The sequence below is a fragment of the Bartonella sp. CM120XJJH genome, from assembly GCF_042194715.1.
GTDB lineage: Bacteria > Pseudomonadota > Alphaproteobacteria > Rhizobiales > Rhizobiaceae > Bartonella.
Genome location: NZ_JBHINE010000004.1, coordinates 153,162 through 169,711, shown reverse-complemented (window position 1 = coordinate 169,711; position 16,550 = coordinate 153,162). Strand labels below are relative to the sequence as shown.

The following is a 16,550-nucleotide window of genomic DNA, read 5'->3' as shown; positions in this document are numbered from 1 at the left end:
ATCTGCAAATTTAAAGCACTCAAAACACTGAGAAAAGTAGAAAGCCGTGGGTCGCCTTTATCACTTAAAGAACGATAGAGGGACTCGCGATTTAAACCTGTCTCTTGAGAAACAGCTGTCATTCCTTGTTTACGTGCAATAATACCTAATACATGTGCAATATAACCACTATTTTTAGTTTCTAAAGCATCATCTAATAAAATCTTAAAGTCTTCAGGCGTGTTAAAATATTCACTTACATCAAATTTAGTAATTTCCATGTTTCATTTCCTTTACTAATTGAAGGGCTTTTTCGATATCTTTTTGTTGTGTGGATTTATCACCAGCATTTAACAATAAAATGATTTGTTTTCCTTGTTTTACAAAATAAACCCGATAGCCTGGTCCATAATTTATTTTTAACTCACCAATACCACGGAAATATTTCACGTCTCCTAGAAGCCCATATTCAAGGCGGAAAATACGTGCAGCAATTTTCTTTTGCACTTGTTTGTCTTTTAATGAGTCTAACCACTCTGTAAAATAGTGTGTTTTTTTAACAATAAACATCTGTAGTTTATATGCTACAAAATTGATAATGTCAAATACATTCTTTTGTTCCAATGAAAGAGCGACATGAAGCTTAACCAAGCTATCTTTCCGAATGAGAAAGATGTCAATTTTTTAATCCAGGTCATTACCCCCCAGCTTGTTCCATAATTCTTTTACAGAGAAATTCATAAAAATTACTTGCATAATAATGTGACGCTCCAGATGGAATCTCGACGTAGAGTGGGCATTCATCATCCTGAAACTGAGTATAATCAAAGTAAATGTCTCACCAAAATCAGTTCTACTGACAACAAGCTGTTCTAATGTCGCAAAACCATGTTTCCTATGATATAAGTTTTTATGCACAATATCACCAGCAGGATGATCCTCAAAACTTGCGTTATAAATGCTAAAAATTTCCTCATAACCAATTTCTCCTCCCTTATAATTTTTTAAAAAATCCTTATAAGAAGTTGTAAACTGTAAACCGAGAGTTTTTTCTGCCTCTTTAATCCGTACATCACTAACTGCATCCTCTGCAGTACCAAAATTGATAATCTCATCATCATATTTATTTACTTTATCAATTAATTGTACAACATCAGCTAAAGTATAAGTTTTCATAAGTCCTTCCCCCCTAAAAAATATTAACGACGCTTGCATTCTTGAAAAGAAAAAAATAATGGTGGTTTAACATTGCAATTTGAAAGTAAAACCACCATACAAAGAAATTTACTTCAAATTATCTGTAATCCTTTTACAGAGGAATTCATAGAAGTTACTTGCATAATATTGTGGATCTTTGGGTGGAAAATCAAAATAGAGTGCACATTCTCCATTCTGGAATTGAGAATAATCGAAGAAAAATGTCTCACCAAAATCAGTTCTACTCACAACAAGCTGTTCTGATGTCGCAAAACCATTTTTTATATCTGTTAAGTGATAATAAACAATATCACCAGCAGGAATACCTACATAATCCCCATAAAGGCTAAATATTTCTTCACAACCAATTTCTCCTCCTCCATAATTTTTCAAAAAATCTTTATAAGAAGTTGTGAACTGTAAGCCGAGAGTTTCCTCAGCTTTCTTTATCCATATATCATCAGGCGCATCCTCTGCAGTGCCAAAATCGATAACATCCTGATATTTATCAACTAATTCTAAAACATCAGCTAAGGTATAGGTTTTCATGGATGATCCTCAAAACTTGCGTTATAAACGCTCCATATTTCCTCACTATCAATTTCACCTCTTCCATAGTTTTTTCCAAAAACTCTTGTAAAAAGGGATAGGTTGCGGAGTGGGAGTGTGCTCAATCTTTTCAATCGGTTGATCACCATCAGGTATCTCTTCTCCCGCGCTTTCTTTAATTCTTTTACAAAGGAATTCATAAAAATTGCTAGCGTAATATTCGCAATCTTCAGATGGAAGCATGACATAGAGTGGGCATTCTCCATCCCTAAACTGCGTATAATCAAAATAAAAGGTTTCACCAAAGTCTGTTCTACTAACAACAAGCTGTTCTGGTGTTGCAAAACCATCTTTTCTATCATTTAAGTTCTGAAAAACAATGTCATTAACAGAAACACCTATAGGATACTCATAAAGACTATAGATTTCATCACCACCAATGTCCCCGCCTTTACAATGTTCTAAAAAACTCTTGTAAGACGATGTGAATTGTAAACCGAGAGCTTTCTCCGCCCTTTCAATCACGAGATCATCAACTGCGTCATCTTCAGTACCAAAATTGATAATATCACCATTATATTTATCAACTAATTGTATAACATCATCTAAGGTATAGGGTTTCATCAATTATGCTCCATCAATTATTCTATAAGTTTCTTTTCATCAACCGTAGAGCATTACTGCCGATGCTCCTGTCTCCATCTGTCAAAATTTAGACCTATAATGCCCCATTTCATATTGATTATTCCTCCTAAACTACTGTTTTCTTGTTCTCCATACCCATTACCAAGTTTATACCAATATTCCTCTCTCTGCTTCTCAAACTTTTTTCTCTCTATGAGCGATTGATGTGTTTTTGGATTAGCATGAATAACAGAAGTATATTTTTTATGAAATTCATGGCTCATTTCTGCTAAGGGTCCATCAGGGGTTTGATTTAGGTGATGCAACTCAACCGACCTATTATCAAATCCTATAGGTGCTCTTCTTGCTTTCATTCTATCAATATTAGTGCCCCATACCGTTTTTTTGTTATTTTTCCAATCAGAAACTCTGTAAGGATCAAACAGGTCGTCTCTCCGATAAACTGTGTAGGTCTGTCCAAATTTGCTATCGGTAAATTTAGTGGGTTTCTTTTTTAACCACTTCTTTTTTTCTTTAGCAGCGAGTTTAGTTAGTTCTTTCCTAGCCGCAAGTTTGTCAGGATCTCCTTGAGCTGCAAGTTCTGCAAGATTTTTCTTGGAAGCGAATTGAGCAAAATCTTTCCTAGCATTGAACTTGATCACAGCCTTTTCGCCAAGCTTTATGGCTCCCTTGGCTGCTCCAGCAACTCCTGTCATTAGGGATGCTGTTTCAGTCAATAATTTTCCAAATTCAAGTCCAGCTTTAAAGGATCCACCAGCACCGGCTCGCTCATATTCCTCCTCCATTTTATTAATGCGATCTACATAGGACTGTCCAAGGGTCCGACCAATTGTCGCCAAAATCTCACCACTGCTGAAAAAATCTTTAAGTGCTTTCAAAGTCTCTTCGGGATGTTTGGCTAGTTGCCAAAAACCATCAAGCGTATCGTATATTTCAGCCGGTACACCAGCTACTATACCAGCCCCAAAGCTTATACCTTGCCCTGTACTAATCGCAGACCACTTCGCAGACACTTCTGCTTCACATAAAAGGTCAGGACACTCCTTTAATTCTTTATTCATCTGGGCTATTTGAGCACTGCTGAGGTAGTTATTTGCAGCGGCATTACCTGCGGCATCGGCGCCGGCATCAACATCGCCACCGGCAAGGGCAGCGGCAACGCCCCCAGCAGCCCTTGCAACATCAATGGTGTGGTCTCTAAAGTCAGCAAACTGCGCATCAATCCTTGCATTTATACGCGCTTCCTCTTCCGCAGTAGGGGTGCGACCGTTTAGATCCCCCATTTCCTCTTTCACAATGCCTTGCACCCACAATTGAAACTGGAGCATAGCAGTGGCTTCGCCCACAGCCCCGCCGATAGCACCGGCAGAGCAAGCACCGCTCGCAACAGCGCCTTTTAAGCAGCCAAGACCGGCGTGGGCAACGATCTGAGTGACCGTATCTATTTTGCCTTCTGCCTTGGCGGTACCGATTTCTTCTGCCAACGATTTGCCAACCGTATCAGACAGGGCGATGCGCAGATTGTTAAAAAAGTTCTTGTCAAGAGAGCCGCCTTCAAGAGCCGTTTGAACGCTCGTGCCAATGGCGGCTTTGATCAGGTTCTTTTTCGCTTCAAGGGCAATGCGATCGACAAAAGGAGCGGTTTTTGGCAAAGATTGTCCAACACCAGCCATTTCCGTTATTTGGCTGGTTAAGCCTGCTGTCAACATCGAAGAGACAATGCTGAGAATATTCTTGGAAGAGCCAAGCTCATGCAAGGCGCCGGCAATATTGCCGCGATTATTGACAAGAGCCACAGCGCTTTTGTTAATCAGCGCTTGGACACCTGCCTGTATCGCCGCATTCATGACGGTACTCGAGCCAAGCCCTAAAGCACCTGTAATGGCACTGGCAGCGCCCGAGGCTGCTCCGCCCGTAACCGCCGTGACAGCCAATGCCACGATAGCTGCGCCGGCTTCTGTCAATCCTTGGGCTTTATAATCCCAGTCTTTAAATTCAGCCTTAACTGCTTGCCAATCAACTTTCCTTACAAATCTTAATCACTCCAAAGAAATAGCCTGAAATAGCAGTGTGTCGTATGGAAAATTAAAAACAAAAACCGAATGAAGAAAAACTTATGTGGGGAAACAAAGAAAATGTACTTAAGGCTTACCTATGGCGTCACAGGTTTATTGCTATAAAAGCTTCAAATGATGATATCTCTAATACTTTTCGCTTGTTCTCTTGTGTTAGCTTCCACATGCGAAAATATATGGACTATGATACCTCTTCTCAAGCTTATCAAACTGAACTCAAAGGTTTTTCCTTATTGATTTTGAAAGAGTCCTTAAAACGCATTTTGCAGAGCAACGTAGAAGGCATGTCTAAAAAAATCATTCCAAGAGCAACAGATTTTTCTAAGTATTATGAAGAGATTGAAAAAGATCTTCTTTCACGAGCCAAAACTCTTCATGAACTAATGATAGGAGAGTTTAAAATAGATTTCTAAAAAATAGCAAAATAGTGAAAAGTGCTGATCATTTTTGGATTGGATATGCATTTAAAGAGTGATTAAAAAGTTTTTTTAATGTACAATATATTTTTAGAAGCCAAAATGGCTCTATAGTATCAAATTTATAAAGTAAATAAATCCATTAATACAAATTAAGGATTTTAGGATACACGAATTTCAAAATATTTGTTTTTTAAAACATGAGTCGCCAGCATCAGCGCAAAAAATGTTGCGGCAATTATGATTCCTTTTCGTGTACTTTTGAAATAACAGAGCTTTTCTTTAATCTTTATGAAAGGGTTGCAAGTGCTATGGGCTTTGTTGAAAGGTGGATTTGGGTATCAAAATGCAAGCGAGAGTTTGGGATTATGGAGCTCTGTGTTTAAAGCTATCATCAACTATAGATAAATCATAGACGAGGTTAACTAAAATATTAAAAGCAACTGGATGCAATAGAAGACATTGCTATTAAAAGAAAAGCAAATGCTAAAAAGACTAAAAGGTAGTTTGTGTTTTTATATCAGAAAATAATTTAAGAAATTGAGATCATAATTTTTTCACAGGAAATAAATATGTTTACAGATAAGAAGAGAAAAGCCTTGTTTGGCGTTATAATTTTTATATTTATATGTTTTTTAGGAATAAGAAAAAATCTTGACTTTATTCAGGGTATTTTGACATTCGCGTCTATTTCTTTGGTGATCGTAACAACTGTTTTTGCAATTTTATGCAATTCTAATATCCCTTCTGAGTTGCAAAACAACCCACAATATAAATGCGGCAATACAACAGGTTGGAAGAGATTAACATGTGAGTTACATCAGTATATGCACAGTCTCCTAAAGTTAATAATTTTAGCGCTTGTCGTTTTAATTTTCCCAAGTAGTTATAAAGAAACTGTTTCTTTGCCTGTCATTTCTAAGTACGTGGAGCACAAGTTTTCTTTTTCATTGGATACCGTACTTTGGTACTTAGATATTGCTCTTGGATATTCAAATATTATAATTTGGTACTTTTTTTTAGTCTGTGTATTCTTCCTTATGTTGCGTACACGCAGTTTAATAAATATATCTATTTACACGCTACAGTGCTCTATTAAAGAGATACAGTAAAACTTACGATTTCATGCTTTAATTTTTCTTTTATATGACCTTCATTATACATACCATTATCATTTTTACTTGTTTTAATAGCAAATTTATGTTGAAAAGTTTCAGTATTAAAGATTATATCAAAATTATTATGTGTCTTTCCAACAAAACTTATGTTTTTAAATTCTGGATTTAATTTATATTTTTTAAAAAGATTCAAAAAATAATTCTTTAAATTATTTTTTTCTTTAAATTTGATACCCAAGTCAAGTTCCATTTCAGAATAATCATCCGTGGGAAATTCACCCAACAAAAGTTTAGCCATCTTTAGCAAGTTGTCTTCTGATTGCATTGCAAAAAAGTCTGATTGTTTTGGTTGTGTATATTTCAGTTTTATCTCTTTAATTAAACGCAATTTTTTTTCAAACTCTTCCTTACCAACAATATCAGGTGAGATATCAATCGTTTTCGGGGGAAAAGATTTTTTGTAGTGTAGCTGCAAGAATTTATTTAACTCTTTATTTGAAGAAAAAAGAGTTAACTCTATAGGAATCAAAATTCCAAAATATTGCTTATTCTGTTCAATCTGATTTTTAGAACGTGGGTTAGGAATATTCTGAAAGTCATTTTCAGAATCAATAACCTCAGGATTATAAGGGCTATTTTCTCCCGTTAAAACATAAATCCAATAGCAAATCTTCGAGTTCACAGAAAACTTTTCGATTATTAAGGTAGCACATTGATTATCACGGTTAATAGAGTATCTTCCTTCCTCTAAAAATTTATCAACACCATTAATATTAACTAATTCTGAGGCTGGATCTATTTTATATTTATAAGAAAGAAAGTTAATAGTATTCATAAAGTTAACATAATTACAATGTCTACAGTCTTATCAGAGGTGGGTGCTGCCTAAATTATCTTAGTGATTATGAGGAGGTAGTATATCCAAAATATATTGCGTTGTTTAGAATCATTTAACTGAAAATTGAAGCTATAAAATTTTAATTGCAAAAGCAATCCGAGTTTTAGAGAACTCTGCAGTGAGAGCTGCTTAGATTTTTAGAATATGACTCCCCTTCCCTGCTTTTTAAGTAGAGGAAAAATAAGGCATTGAACGGAGCATGGCATCACGTAAAATGGCGTTAATCTGCGTTTGATATCCCTTCCCTTGACTTTTAAACCACGCTAGCATATCTGAATCCACACGCACAGTTAGAAACAGTTTTTGTTCGTTTATAAAACGAATTGAGAGCGGTGTTTTTCCAGAACGCATCATTGAGTGACGGAATATTTCTATGATCAATTGCATTATCCGACATTACAGCCAATTTATCAATTTCAACTCTCTGTTCATCTGTCACAGGCGATAAGTTACCCACATCAATTTCATAACGAACTTTCTTCTTTATAACGTTTTCTCTCTTTCAAATTGGCTCGCCGTGCTGAAATAATACGAATTACCTCTATGCCATCTTTATCGTCATGGACAGTATGCGCTACGAATAGTGATAAAAACATCCACAAGCACTAAAGCTTGCTAACCATACTCTCCATTTTCAATACGGTTTTGTTTAGCTATGGAGAATGGATCTGAAAAAACACATGCAGCTATTTCAAAACTTTACACGGTGCTTTCTAAGATTACTTTTTGTTTTAGCGTCACCCTATTTAAATCTTATTTTTATACTTTATATTCATACATTTATAAGGGGATTATATACATAAAATTTTTTAAATGAACACTGAATTATCCATGTTTTCGTACAATTAATATAATTTAATACTTTAAAAATGAGTGATTAATTAACTAAAAATATTAAAAAAATAATAAATTATTCTAAGGCGTTATGCATATAATATGCAAATCAAATAAAACTTACAAGTATGTTGAATAAAATGATATTACTTGGCTATTTAGGGGTTACTCCTGAAGAGAACAAAGTGAATTTTAGTGCCGAAATACTCAATTTTTATATGGCTACCTCTGAGAGCTATACAGATAAAAATACCAATGAAAAGTAGATAAAACAGAATGATATTCCGTGGTGTTTTTTAATCCACATACATTTGGCAAAAATTGTTCTTCAGTACAGAGCTTCCCCTTTTTCCAAATGAATGAGAGGGGAAACTTTTTTAATGGTCAACGCTACAAAGGATGCAATCAGCACTTTCAAGAAACCACCAGCCAAAAAACCTAATGAACTTATTAAAACTGTTAGCAAAGGAATCTGTGTCATATAAGCTACCCATGGCATTCCAAAAGAATAGACTATCCCAATGCCACCCACAGTATTTATCACAAATAATATTATAAAATTTAACCGCTTCCAAAACAACTCTACCATAAAGCCAATCAAAAATGCAGCAAATGGAAAACTAATCAGATAACCACTCGTAACTCCTGAAAAAACACTAATTCCACCACGACCACCAGGCAATAGAGGTAACCCAATCGCAATAAGAACAAGGAAAAGAAGTGATGCTAAAGCTCCCCTTTTCGCTCCAAGTACAGAGCCTGCTAACATCGGAGCCATAGACTGAGCTGTAATAGGGACCCCCAACAAAAAAGGAAGATAAATAGGAGGAAAAAGACTCAAAACAGCGTAAATAGCGGCAAATAAAGCAATATAAACTAAATCTTTTGTGTTCACTGAATTATTCCTTCACTATGGAAAAGCTTTCGTTATTGTTACACAATTAATAAAAAGTATCAGATTTATAAAATTACAATTTAAAAAATGCCGTAGATATAGAGAGAAATACTATAATAACTTATTTTAATAATATTACTTATATAAATCATATTAGATTCTACAATGTTTAATTATGTCATAAATTCATATAGTTAAATTCAATAAAATTATTGTTGTATATCAATATTATATAATAACAGTATAACAAAATAATACATTTATTTTAGCTTATTATGCTTTGAATGAATGAGAGGAACAGATCTTTTAATCGCGAGAGCAACAAAGGATGCAATCAACACTTTTAAACAATCGCCTATCAAAAAACCTGATGAAGCCATTAAAACCTTCAGTACAGAAACTTTGGTCATATACGCTGTCCATGGAACACCAAAAGAATAAACTATCCCAATGCCACCCACAGTATTTATCACAAATAATGTTATAAAATTTAACCGCTTCCATAACAATTCTACCATTAAACCAATAAAAAATGCAGCAAATGGAAAACCTATTAAATAACCACTTGCAATCCCTGAAAAGACACTGATTCCACCACGACCACCAGGCAACAGAGGTAATCCAATCGCAACAAGAACAAGAAAAAGGAGTGATGCTAAAGCTCCTCTTTTTGCCCCAAGTATAGACCCTGCTAGCATCGGCCCCATCGATTGAGCTGTAATAGGTACCCCTAGAAGAAAAGGAAGATAAATAGAAGGGAAAAGGCCCAAAATAGCATAAATAGCGGCAAATAAAGCAATATAAACTAAATCTTTTGTACTCATTTGATTATTCTTTTACTATAAAAACCCTGTTTATTATGAGATGCTGTATCAATAGTATCAGCATCATAAGAGCGCGCTTCCAATGCTTCAGCCACTTCTGAAGCCATTCTTATGGTCCGTATAATTAAAGGTATCGCAAGGGCAACAATGTTAGTATTAAGTCCCCGTGCTTGCTGTGCTTCATGTACCTCATTAAACTTTTCACTCAAAAGAGGAATAAACCTGATCGCCATAGAGATAACCATACTCACTTTTGATGGATTTATACCAAAACAACGAAAAGGCTGGAGTCCTGCTTCAATTGCATCCACCATATCTGAAACTTTTGTTGTGAATGAAATAACTGATGATAAAGAAAAGAGGATAACAAGACGTAATATGACCTCAACCCCCGTAAGCCAACCGCTAAAAATAGTTTGAAATACAAATAGAAGAACTAAAAGCAATCCCATCGATTTAAATTGCTTTATCACAGTTTTGAAAGGGATCTTGGCAACTCTATAGAATAAGACGACAAACAACAAAAATAAACCAAGAAGCGCTATGGAAGAAACCATCATTATGAAAGTTCCACACACCATAAGAAATAATAACTTAACTCCAGGACTTAACCTATGAATAAATGTATCCCTCGGAATATATAAACCGATCATGACATTCTTCTTATATACTCCTTGATAGCAACAAAAGGTACATCATCAATTGCTATCTCCCCCTTATCAAAAACCAGCACTCTATCAAACTTTTTCAAAAACTCTAAATCATGCGATACAACTATTGCCGTTTGTGGTAATTCTTCTATCACTTGCGTAACGCGATGCTTATTTCGCAAATCAAGTAATGTCGTCGGCTCATCAAAAATAATGTAGTCTGGTTTCATTGCAACTACACTGGAAATAGCAACAAGTTGTTTTTGCCCACCACTTAATAAATGGACAGCGTGATTTCTGAAATCTTGAAGTTCATAGCGCTGTAAAATTTCATCTACACGCTCCTTAATTTCATCTTTATTAAGCTTTAAATTTTTGAGACCAAAGGATAAGTCCTCTTCAACTAATGGTAAAACAATCTGATTATCGGGATTCTGAAAAACAAATCCAACTTTACGCTTTACTGCTTTTGCATCGCGTTTGGTATCAAGCCCATCAACGCTTACAAAACCATGAGATGGTAATTGAAGTCCATTAATAAGACGAACAAATGTACTCTTTCCAGAACCATTCGCTCCTATAACAGCAATTCGTCTTTCGGTAAGCTGTACAGTAATATCTCTTAAAACACACAAATCACCAAAAACTTGTGTTACCTCATCAAATTTTATAATCCCCAAGGTTTATTCCAATCAATCCCTTTTATTAGCTCTTCTTTCTCTATCGTTTCAGTTTATAACCTAAAAGTAATAACAAGCACCATAGAGGAATAATAATGACTGCCAAACTCATATCAGGCATTTGTACAGGAATATATGTTTCAAGAAAAGGCACGCTTATTCCTATCATATCAAAAAGTCGAGTCATCAATCCATTTTGCCCAAAACCACTGACAAACATAATGCAAAATAATAAAGCAAGAAAGCAGAGGCAAAGATAGTTAGCATAAGGATATAAACCAAACGCATAAGTAAAGTTGCCCTTTCTATTCTTATGTGCATTGCGAAATTTCAAATGAACAATAACAATAATAGCCCAAGTAATCACTGCTGCTGCAGTTGCAAGAGCCATGATCCGCATGAAACTATTATCAGGAACAAGAGCATTAACAACGACAATCAACGCCGTACATAATGATGAAAAAAGGATAGCAATATAAGGAACACGAGCAGCACTCAGTTTACTAAAAATATGTGGTGCATTTTTTTGTACAGCTAAACTATAAAGCATACGGCCATTAGAATAAATGCCACTATTGTAAACAGAAATAGCAGCCATAATCACCACAAAATTCAAAATATGACCAGCAGCAGGAATTCCTATAGTCTCGAAAATTGTAACAAAAGGACTCCCATTTTTTCCAATCATATTCCAAGGGCTGATTATCATAATAATGCTGATAGAACCAATATAAAAAATTATAATCCTCCACATAACTTGACGGATAGCCGCTGGAATTGTTTTTTGTGGATTAGATGCCTCTCCAGCAGCAATACCAATAAGCTCTGTTCCTCCAAAAGAAAACATTACTACAGAAGTCGCTAAAACAACCCCTACTGCTCCATAAGGAAAAAAACCGCCATGGTCCCAAAGATAATGAATATTCGCTTGATTTTCCCCTAGTCCAGTGACAATGAGAAAAATTCCCAAAATAATCATACCAATAACAGCAGCCACTTTGATCAAAGCACAAGCAAATTCAAATTCTCCATAAAAACGAACATCAAACAAGTTAACGAATGTAACAAATAAAAGAACAATGAAAGATGTCTTCCAATGATCAATCAAAATCCAATGATCAAGGTAAAACCCTATCACTGTAAGTTCAGCCATGCTTACAAGAATATAAAGAAACCAATAATTCCAACCTGTTATGAAACCAGCTAATCTCCCCCAATATTTATAAGCAAAAAAACTAAATGCTCCTGACGACGGTTCTTCTACTGACATTTCACCAAGCATTCGCATAATGAAATACATAACAAGCCCGCCGACAAGATAAGATAAAATGACCGATGGACCAGCTAATTGAATCGCCTCGGTTGACCCATAAAAAAGTCCCGTCCCAATAACGCCACCCAAAGCAATCATTTGAATATGGCGATTTTGAAGGCTACGCTTCAATTCCTCGTGCTTTTTTTCAGACATCATGCCTCACTACTTCTGTTGAACCTAACCTCAACTTTTATCGAAAAATTAGGCACTTCTTTCAAAAAACACAAAACAAACGTAAACTTATTTTCTTATCATAATGCAACTCCTTATTTTTTTGTGCATTATACGTATGTCCCGTTGAAATTTTAAGAAAAAATATGCCCCACCCTTTATTTAAATTAATGTCTTTCATTTTCGTTACACTAACCATTATAGTATTGGTTATTGATAACGCACACTCTGTAATAACATCACATTGGACAACAACCCCCTTTAATAAAATCTTAATAAACCTTCTGCAAACAGATATCTATCAACTTAATCAATCTCTATGCAAGGTAATGCCTGATTTTCTGTCCTCAATTTGCGTTACTCTCACTTATTTACCAGCATGGTCTATCTTTGGTGCTTTAGCAATAGTATTTTGTATCTTAAATTACGAAAAACAAAAGCCTTTCTACAAAATATCATATACATATAACGAAGAGTACATTTAATCTTGAAAAAACTTCTAGAGCTCTCTGTACTACAACACAACCAATGTCGCTTAAAATCCCTCACTCTATTAAAACAACCGAAAACCACTTGATCATCAGAACGGATTAAAACGCTTTATTATAAATATATGCACTCACTTATGATTTCTATAGATAAAGATAACATCACTTTATTTGTACCAATTTAAAAAATTAGCGAATAAATCTAACTCCCCTCTATACAAAAACTCTGTACAGAAAAAATTTAACATATTGCAGTTCATATATTTTTCTATAGCTGCTTCTTTATACTCTAAATACTCTAAAAAAAACTTTTCTTAATTTTCGTACTAGAAACTCCATATAAAAAACGTCTTCTAATATCAGCACTCCTTATAAGATTGGAACTTATTAAAATTAATGAAGAATCTTATAAAAATTATTCTACAAGCCTAACAAAATACGTTAAATAAAAACTAATCTGTAAATAATTGCAATTGTGATAAAAAATATTTTGCACCTTCCTCCCATTGTGATATCCACCCTATTACATCTAAAAAAACAAGAGACTATTACTAGAAAAAATTTTTAAGCACCTTTTTCCTTATTGAGAAGATGTTAAGATAACAGCTTCAGTAACACTCTGTTCTTTAAAGTCTGAAAATCTTCTCGCTAAAATATCAACTTTTTTAGATATCTCATCCAAACTTTTCCATTGATTAGTTACCTCTTGAGAAAGTTCCTCAATGAATTTTTCTTGGTAAGCTAGCTTCATTTCTAGTTCTATCAGCCGATCTTTATCCGACATGATTCTTACTCCATCTTAAATAAAAAACGTGATTAATTTTATTAACCCTCCCCCTTTTCTTCCCATAAAAATGAGAAGTAACTTTTCAAATAATTCTACTCATCTTATTTTCACATTATAAAGGATTTATGATGATCTTTATTTTCCCAATCGCTTATGCAATAAATTCCTTTCTTAAGAATCAGAAAATGTTTTTATCTTTACTAAGTTATCTTGACACCATTTTTCATCCTAAGATCTACATTCCCAGCTTCTTAATTTAAGTGTTACCGTAAATTAGAAAGCATTTTATAGCATTAAGGTCAAAGAATACTTTTCCTGACTTTTACATACTCCTCCTTCAAATTATTATCATATTTATAAATTATTGGAAAAATGCATTCTTGCTTTTATACGTACTTTTAGCTATTACCCTCAAATTAGTTTTGTCTCATTGACTTACAAACCTATGCCGCATTAGCTCAGTTGGTAGAGCACATCATTCGTAATGATGGGGTCGCTGGTTCGAATCCGGCATGCGGCACCATTTTGTATCTTGCGCATACTGGAACATATAGATTTTTTCTTTAATACTTACTTTTTTGTTGAATCATAAAAATATGTCCCAATCTTACCTCTATGCATTTTTATATGCTTTGCTTCTTGTTGCTAAAGCCTAAACTGCCTGCATATCCCACTGTTTTTATATTTAATATATATTTTTAGATTTATTCGTAACTTGTTAGAAAAGTTTCTATATTTTGATAGAAATATCTTCTATCAGTTCACTTTTTTCAACAGATTCTGAAAAGATTCTCAAAAAGCCTGCAAAATTAAAGACTATTTAATACGTATTGTTTCTTTTTTAGAAATCAAAATTAGTGATGCCCCATTCCTTACCAGCAATTGTGTTATTTGCAGAGTAATCTGTATAAGATGGTGCAACCTCTTTTATGAAGTTAACTAAAGTTTTTTGAATTTCTAGCATATTGTTTAAAGACAAAAACTCCCTTTTATTTATGAAAGCAGCTTAGATATCGGCTGATAATCCTTCCGCTTATAAAAATCCTTTCTTTAATAACCTTCAAAACCACAATTAAAGTGGTGAAGATAAAACAAGATTTTTAGACGATCATAACGCACAATAAAATCGGACCAGTTTAAATGTTCAATGCTAACACCTGCTAAACAGAGAAAAATAAGTTTTAGCACGCCTTCAAATCGGAAGGGCTTAAGCCCCCGCGCGCTACGATGAGTTTCAACTCTCATCGTACGATTTACCTTCTCTCTAAAACTTAATCGTTGTAAATATAAAAATCTTGAAGCTCGTTCTAAATCCGTGAGAGTTTCTGGATCTTGCTGTATTAAACGTTGAAACTCCTCACGGCTGCTCATCTGAACTGCTAATATTTTTCATAAAAGGACGATAGTGGCGTTGTAATGTCCCTAAAAAGTTTACGACATCACCTGAAAGATTATTGCTAATTTCAGGGGATAGAATCAATTTCAGCTCAAAGAAAATCACACCTATGCCAACAAAGGGGGGCGTTCTATATGCTATGAAAAATGTTCTCAATAATTTTGATAATTTTTTCGGTCAAATTTCTTTTGTCACCAATATCAGCAGCAACTGTGTGGAATTAACAGGATTATAATTTTTTATCCTAAAATGTATCCATCATTTTTTTACATTCTTTCATCTATCTTAGCCTTCTTTTCACAGCTTCAAGTGATAAAAAGTAACTGCAATGTTAAGTTATCTTGTATCGAACAAATTGTTCGCAAACTATCCCTATTGACTAGATGATAATCTATCCTCTATTTAAAGAGAGAAAAACTTTTCTTTTTTATTCAGTATTAAAGTAAATATTATCCAATTACTTATGAGTAGTAATTTGATCAAATGGAAACTGTAACTCTTTCTACTCTGAGTAATCTTGTACCCGTTTATATAGGTTTAGGAAAGCGCGCTGTTATGAATATTCATAAAAATGCTTCAAAAATTGATATCAGCAAAACTTCTGTTTAAAAAAGGAAAAAATGTTCCCTTACTTGCTACTGAATAAACTGTTCAGATTTGTCTTGATGTTGCTGAAGAGCTTCAAAAAATATGAAGTTATCCCAACGCTTACAAGTGTGCCAACAATTCAACTTTGAGATAATATATCTGTGCTAGAGTTATGCCAATCTCACTAATCTGTTGTTGTCTGTAAAGAGAATAATATCAGTGGAGAAGCTTAGACATGAAATCAATCGAGAAAGCATAAATAGTGTTAGTAATGACATACTATACAAAAAATATTCAACTGCTTCCTAATATGCTCGCCAGTTCAAAAACATCATAACTCATTGAGGATGCAAGAAAATAAGAAATAACCGCACATTAATTCACGCAGACTTGCTCTCAGTAAACGAGATTTTTTAAAGATCGTATGGGTGTTTTTTTTTCATTGCTTTAAAATATACTCCATAAAAACAATATCATATCCATATAATATATTATCCAATAAACTTAATATAAATAATATACGGATTATAGAAATATTATTTATTAGATCCATTTTTTATTATAATTATAGCTTACAATAAATACATATTGACATTTTTAATAATTTTATTTATATAATAATTAATATTATTCTATATTAAAATAAAACTAAATGAAGTTTACGTTTTATGTTAATGTGGAAAATAAGTAATTAACATATTATATTTTAATGTTTTTATATATATGAGGGAAAAATGCTCACAGCATTATTTATATCTATTTTTTCTATATCAACAGTTGTTTTACCTTTAATATCAGCGCTTGTTCCTTTTTATCCATAGAATGAGCTTTTAATAAATTAAGTAAAAGATGTATGCAATGTTATTAGTGTTTTTTTTGTGTTTATTATTATTAAGATTTTTGCGTTAATATTATTGTAGTTACTGAGTATTTTCTGTGATTTTATAGAGGAGCGTTTTGATCTTTTCTATTTAACTTTAACTGTCAATATATTTGTAAAGTATATAATTATGCTCCTCTATAAAAAGACTTTCTTTTTCTGAAA

At 33.8% G+C, this 16,550-nt stretch carries 17 protein-coding genes, 1 tRNA gene and 1 pseudogene; 4 read left to right on the top strand and 15 right to left on the bottom strand.

What is annotated here, in order from left to right; genetic code table 11:
* The 6 genes and pseudogenes from ACFIKU_RS03355 to ACFIKU_RS03330 all read right to left on the bottom strand — a co-directional run.
* The coding region (locus ACFIKU_RS03355; protein ID WP_375656679.1) for an addiction module antidote protein at nt 1–260 on the bottom strand (260 nt) is incomplete at its 3' end.
* Nucleotides 247–549 (bottom strand): type II toxin-antitoxin system RelE/ParE family toxin, encoded by a 303-nt coding sequence (locus ACFIKU_RS03350; protein ID WP_317994005.1) that lies wholly within the window; start codon nt 547–549, stop codon nt 247–249. The genes ACFIKU_RS03350 and ACFIKU_RS03355, both read right to left, overlap by 14 nt.
* A 127-nt stretch (nt 550–676) precedes the next feature.
* Nucleotides 677–1,155 (bottom strand): annotated as a pseudogene (locus ACFIKU_RS03345) (SMI1/KNR4 family protein).
* Between the two features lie 108 nt (nt 1,156–1,263).
* Nucleotides 1,264–1,725, bottom strand: a complete 462-nt coding sequence (locus tag ACFIKU_RS03340) for an SMI1/KNR4 family protein (protein ID WP_375656678.1) — start codon at nt 1,723–1,725, stop codon at nt 1,264–1,266.
* 54 nt (nt 1,726–1,779) lie between these two features.
* Nucleotides 1,780–2,349: an SMI1/KNR4 family protein gene (locus tag ACFIKU_RS03335; RefSeq protein WP_375656684.1), complete on the bottom strand. Its 570-nt coding sequence runs from the start codon at nt 2,347–2,349 to the stop codon at nt 1,780–1,782.
* Between the two features lie 53 nt (nt 2,350–2,402).
* The gene (locus ACFIKU_RS03330; RefSeq protein WP_375656677.1) at nt 2,403–4,334 is read right to left on the bottom strand and encodes a DUF637 domain-containing protein; all 1,932 of its coding nucleotides are present in this window, start codon (nt 4,332–4,334) and stop codon (nt 2,403–2,405) included.
* A 152-nt stretch (nt 4,335–4,486) separates the two neighbouring features.
* On the opposite strand from ACFIKU_RS03330, the gene ACFIKU_RS03325 reads away from it, so the two are divergent.
* Nucleotides 4,487–4,858: a hypothetical protein gene (locus ACFIKU_RS03325; RefSeq protein WP_375656676.1), complete on the top strand. Its 372-nt coding sequence runs from the start codon at nt 4,487–4,489 to the stop codon at nt 4,856–4,858.
* A gap of 575 nt (nt 4,859–5,433) precedes the next feature.
* Nucleotides 5,434–5,973 (top strand): hypothetical protein, encoded by a 540-nt coding sequence (locus ACFIKU_RS03320; RefSeq protein WP_375656675.1) that lies wholly within the window; start codon nt 5,434–5,436, stop codon nt 5,971–5,973.
* Here the strand turns inward: ACFIKU_RS03320 and ACFIKU_RS03315 are convergent.
* The 8 genes from ACFIKU_RS03315 to ACFIKU_RS03280 all read right to left on the bottom strand — a co-directional run bounded on the left by ACFIKU_RS03315 (nt 5,957) and on the right by ACFIKU_RS03280 (nt 13,518).
* A complete protein-coding gene (locus ACFIKU_RS03315) occupies nt 5,957–6,814 on the bottom strand; it encodes a hypothetical protein (RefSeq protein ID WP_375656674.1) in 858 nt (285 codons plus the stop codon). The genes ACFIKU_RS03320 and ACFIKU_RS03315 overlap by 17 nt on opposite strands.
* Nucleotides 6,815–7,042: 228 nt before the next feature.
* Entirely contained in the window at nt 7,043–7,264 is a 222-nt protein-coding gene (locus ACFIKU_RS03310) for a BrnA antitoxin family protein (RefSeq protein ID WP_375656673.1), read from the bottom strand.
* Between the two features lie 775 nt (nt 7,265–8,039).
* Nucleotides 8,040–8,606 carry a biotin transporter BioY gene (locus ACFIKU_RS03305; RefSeq protein ID WP_375641567.1) on the bottom strand — a complete coding sequence of 189 codons (567 nt, stop codon included), beginning with the start codon at nt 8,604–8,606 and terminating at the stop codon, nt 8,040–8,042.
* 260 nt (nt 8,607–8,866) lie between these two features.
* Complete coding sequence (locus tag ACFIKU_RS03300; protein WP_375656672.1) at nt 8,867–9,430, bottom strand: biotin transporter BioY; 564 nt, start codon at nt 9,428–9,430, stop codon at nt 8,867–8,869.
* Complete coding sequence (locus ACFIKU_RS03295) at nt 9,427–10,083, bottom strand: energy-coupling factor transporter transmembrane component T family protein (protein WP_375656671.1); 657 nt, start codon at nt 10,081–10,083, stop codon at nt 9,427–9,429. Before ACFIKU_RS03295 ends, ACFIKU_RS03300 begins: the two co-directional genes overlap by 4 nt.
* On the bottom strand, nt 10,080–10,760 hold the full coding sequence (locus tag ACFIKU_RS03290; RefSeq protein WP_375656670.1) for an energy-coupling factor ABC transporter ATP-binding protein: 681 nt from the start codon (nt 10,758–10,760) through the stop codon (nt 10,080–10,082). The genes ACFIKU_RS03295 and ACFIKU_RS03290 overlap by 4 nt, the downstream gene beginning before the upstream one ends.
* A 40-nt stretch (nt 10,761–10,800) precedes the next feature.
* The gene (locus ACFIKU_RS03285; RefSeq protein WP_375656683.1) at nt 10,801–12,228 is read right to left on the bottom strand and encodes an amino acid permease; all 1,428 of its coding nucleotides are present in this window, start codon (nt 12,226–12,228) and stop codon (nt 10,801–10,803) included.
* A 1,086-nt stretch (nt 12,229–13,314) separates the two neighbouring features.
* Nucleotides 13,315–13,518, bottom strand: coding sequence for a SlyX family protein (locus ACFIKU_RS03280; RefSeq protein ID WP_375641571.1), 204 nt, complete (start codon nt 13,516–13,518; stop codon nt 13,315–13,317).
* A 450-nt stretch (nt 13,519–13,968) separates the two neighbouring features.
* Here ACFIKU_RS03280 and ACFIKU_RS03275 point away from each other — a divergent pair.
* Nucleotides 13,969–14,044: transfer RNA gene (locus tag ACFIKU_RS03275), tRNA-Thr, on the top strand.
* 527 nt (nt 14,045–14,571) lie between these two features.
* Here ACFIKU_RS03275 and ACFIKU_RS03270 read toward each other — a convergent pair.
* Entirely contained in the window at nt 14,572–14,892 is a 321-nt protein-coding gene (locus tag ACFIKU_RS03270; RefSeq protein ID WP_375641572.1) for a hypothetical protein, read from the bottom strand.
* A gap of 508 nt (nt 14,893–15,400) precedes the next feature.
* Between ACFIKU_RS03270 and ACFIKU_RS03265 the strand changes: the two genes are divergently transcribed.
* A complete protein-coding gene (locus ACFIKU_RS03265) occupies nt 15,401–15,526 on the top strand; it encodes a hypothetical protein (RefSeq protein ID WP_375641573.1) in 126 nt (41 codons plus the stop codon).
* Nucleotides 15,527–16,550: the final 1,024 nt, after the last annotated feature.

Excerpts from the sequence above, each read along its gene's own strand:
- ACFIKU_RS03350 (WP_317994005.1), bottom strand. The coding sequence starts at position 549 with ATGTTTATTGTTAAAAAAACACACTATTTTACAGAGTGGTTAGACTCA.
- ACFIKU_RS03340 (WP_375656678.1), bottom strand. The coding sequence starts at position 1,725 with ATGAAAACCTATACCTTAGCTGATGTTTTAGAATTAGTTGATAAATAT.
- ACFIKU_RS03335 (WP_375656684.1), bottom strand. The coding sequence starts at position 2,349 with ATGAAACCCTATACCTTAGATGATGTTATACAATTAGTTGATAAATAT.
- ACFIKU_RS03325 (WP_375656676.1), top strand. The coding sequence starts at position 4,487 with ATGTGGGGAAACAAAGAAAATGTACTTAAGGCTTACCTATGGCGTCAC.
- ACFIKU_RS03320 (WP_375656675.1), top strand. The coding sequence starts at position 5,434 with ATGTTTACAGATAAGAAGAGAAAAGCCTTGTTTGGCGTTATAATTTTT.
- ACFIKU_RS03315 (WP_375656674.1), bottom strand. The coding sequence starts at position 6,814 with ATGAATACTATTAACTTTCTTTCTTATAAATATAAAATAGATCCAGCC.
- ACFIKU_RS03310 (WP_375656673.1), bottom strand. The coding sequence starts at position 7,264 with ATGCAATTGATCATAGAAATATTCCGTCACTCAATGATGCGTTCTGGA.
- ACFIKU_RS03300 (WP_375656672.1), bottom strand. The coding sequence starts at position 9,430 with ATGAGTACAAAAGATTTAGTTTATATTGCTTTATTTGCCGCTATTTAT.
- ACFIKU_RS03295 (WP_375656671.1), bottom strand. The coding sequence starts at position 10,083 with ATGATCGGTTTATATATTCCGAGGGATACATTTATTCATAGGTTAAGT.
- ACFIKU_RS03285 (WP_375656683.1), bottom strand. The coding sequence starts at position 12,228 with ATGTCTGAAAAAAAGCACGAGGAATTGAAGCGTAGCCTTCAAAATCGC.
- ACFIKU_RS03280 (WP_375641571.1), bottom strand. The coding sequence starts at position 13,518 with ATGTCGGATAAAGATCGGCTGATAGAACTAGAAATGAAGCTAGCTTAC.
- ACFIKU_RS03270 (WP_375641572.1), bottom strand. The coding sequence starts at position 14,892 with ATGAGCAGCCGTGAGGAGTTTCAACGTTTAATACAGCAAGATCCAGAA.
- ACFIKU_RS03265 (WP_375641573.1), top strand. The coding sequence starts at position 15,401 with ATGGAAACTGTAACTCTTTCTACTCTGAGTAATCTTGTACCCGTTTAT.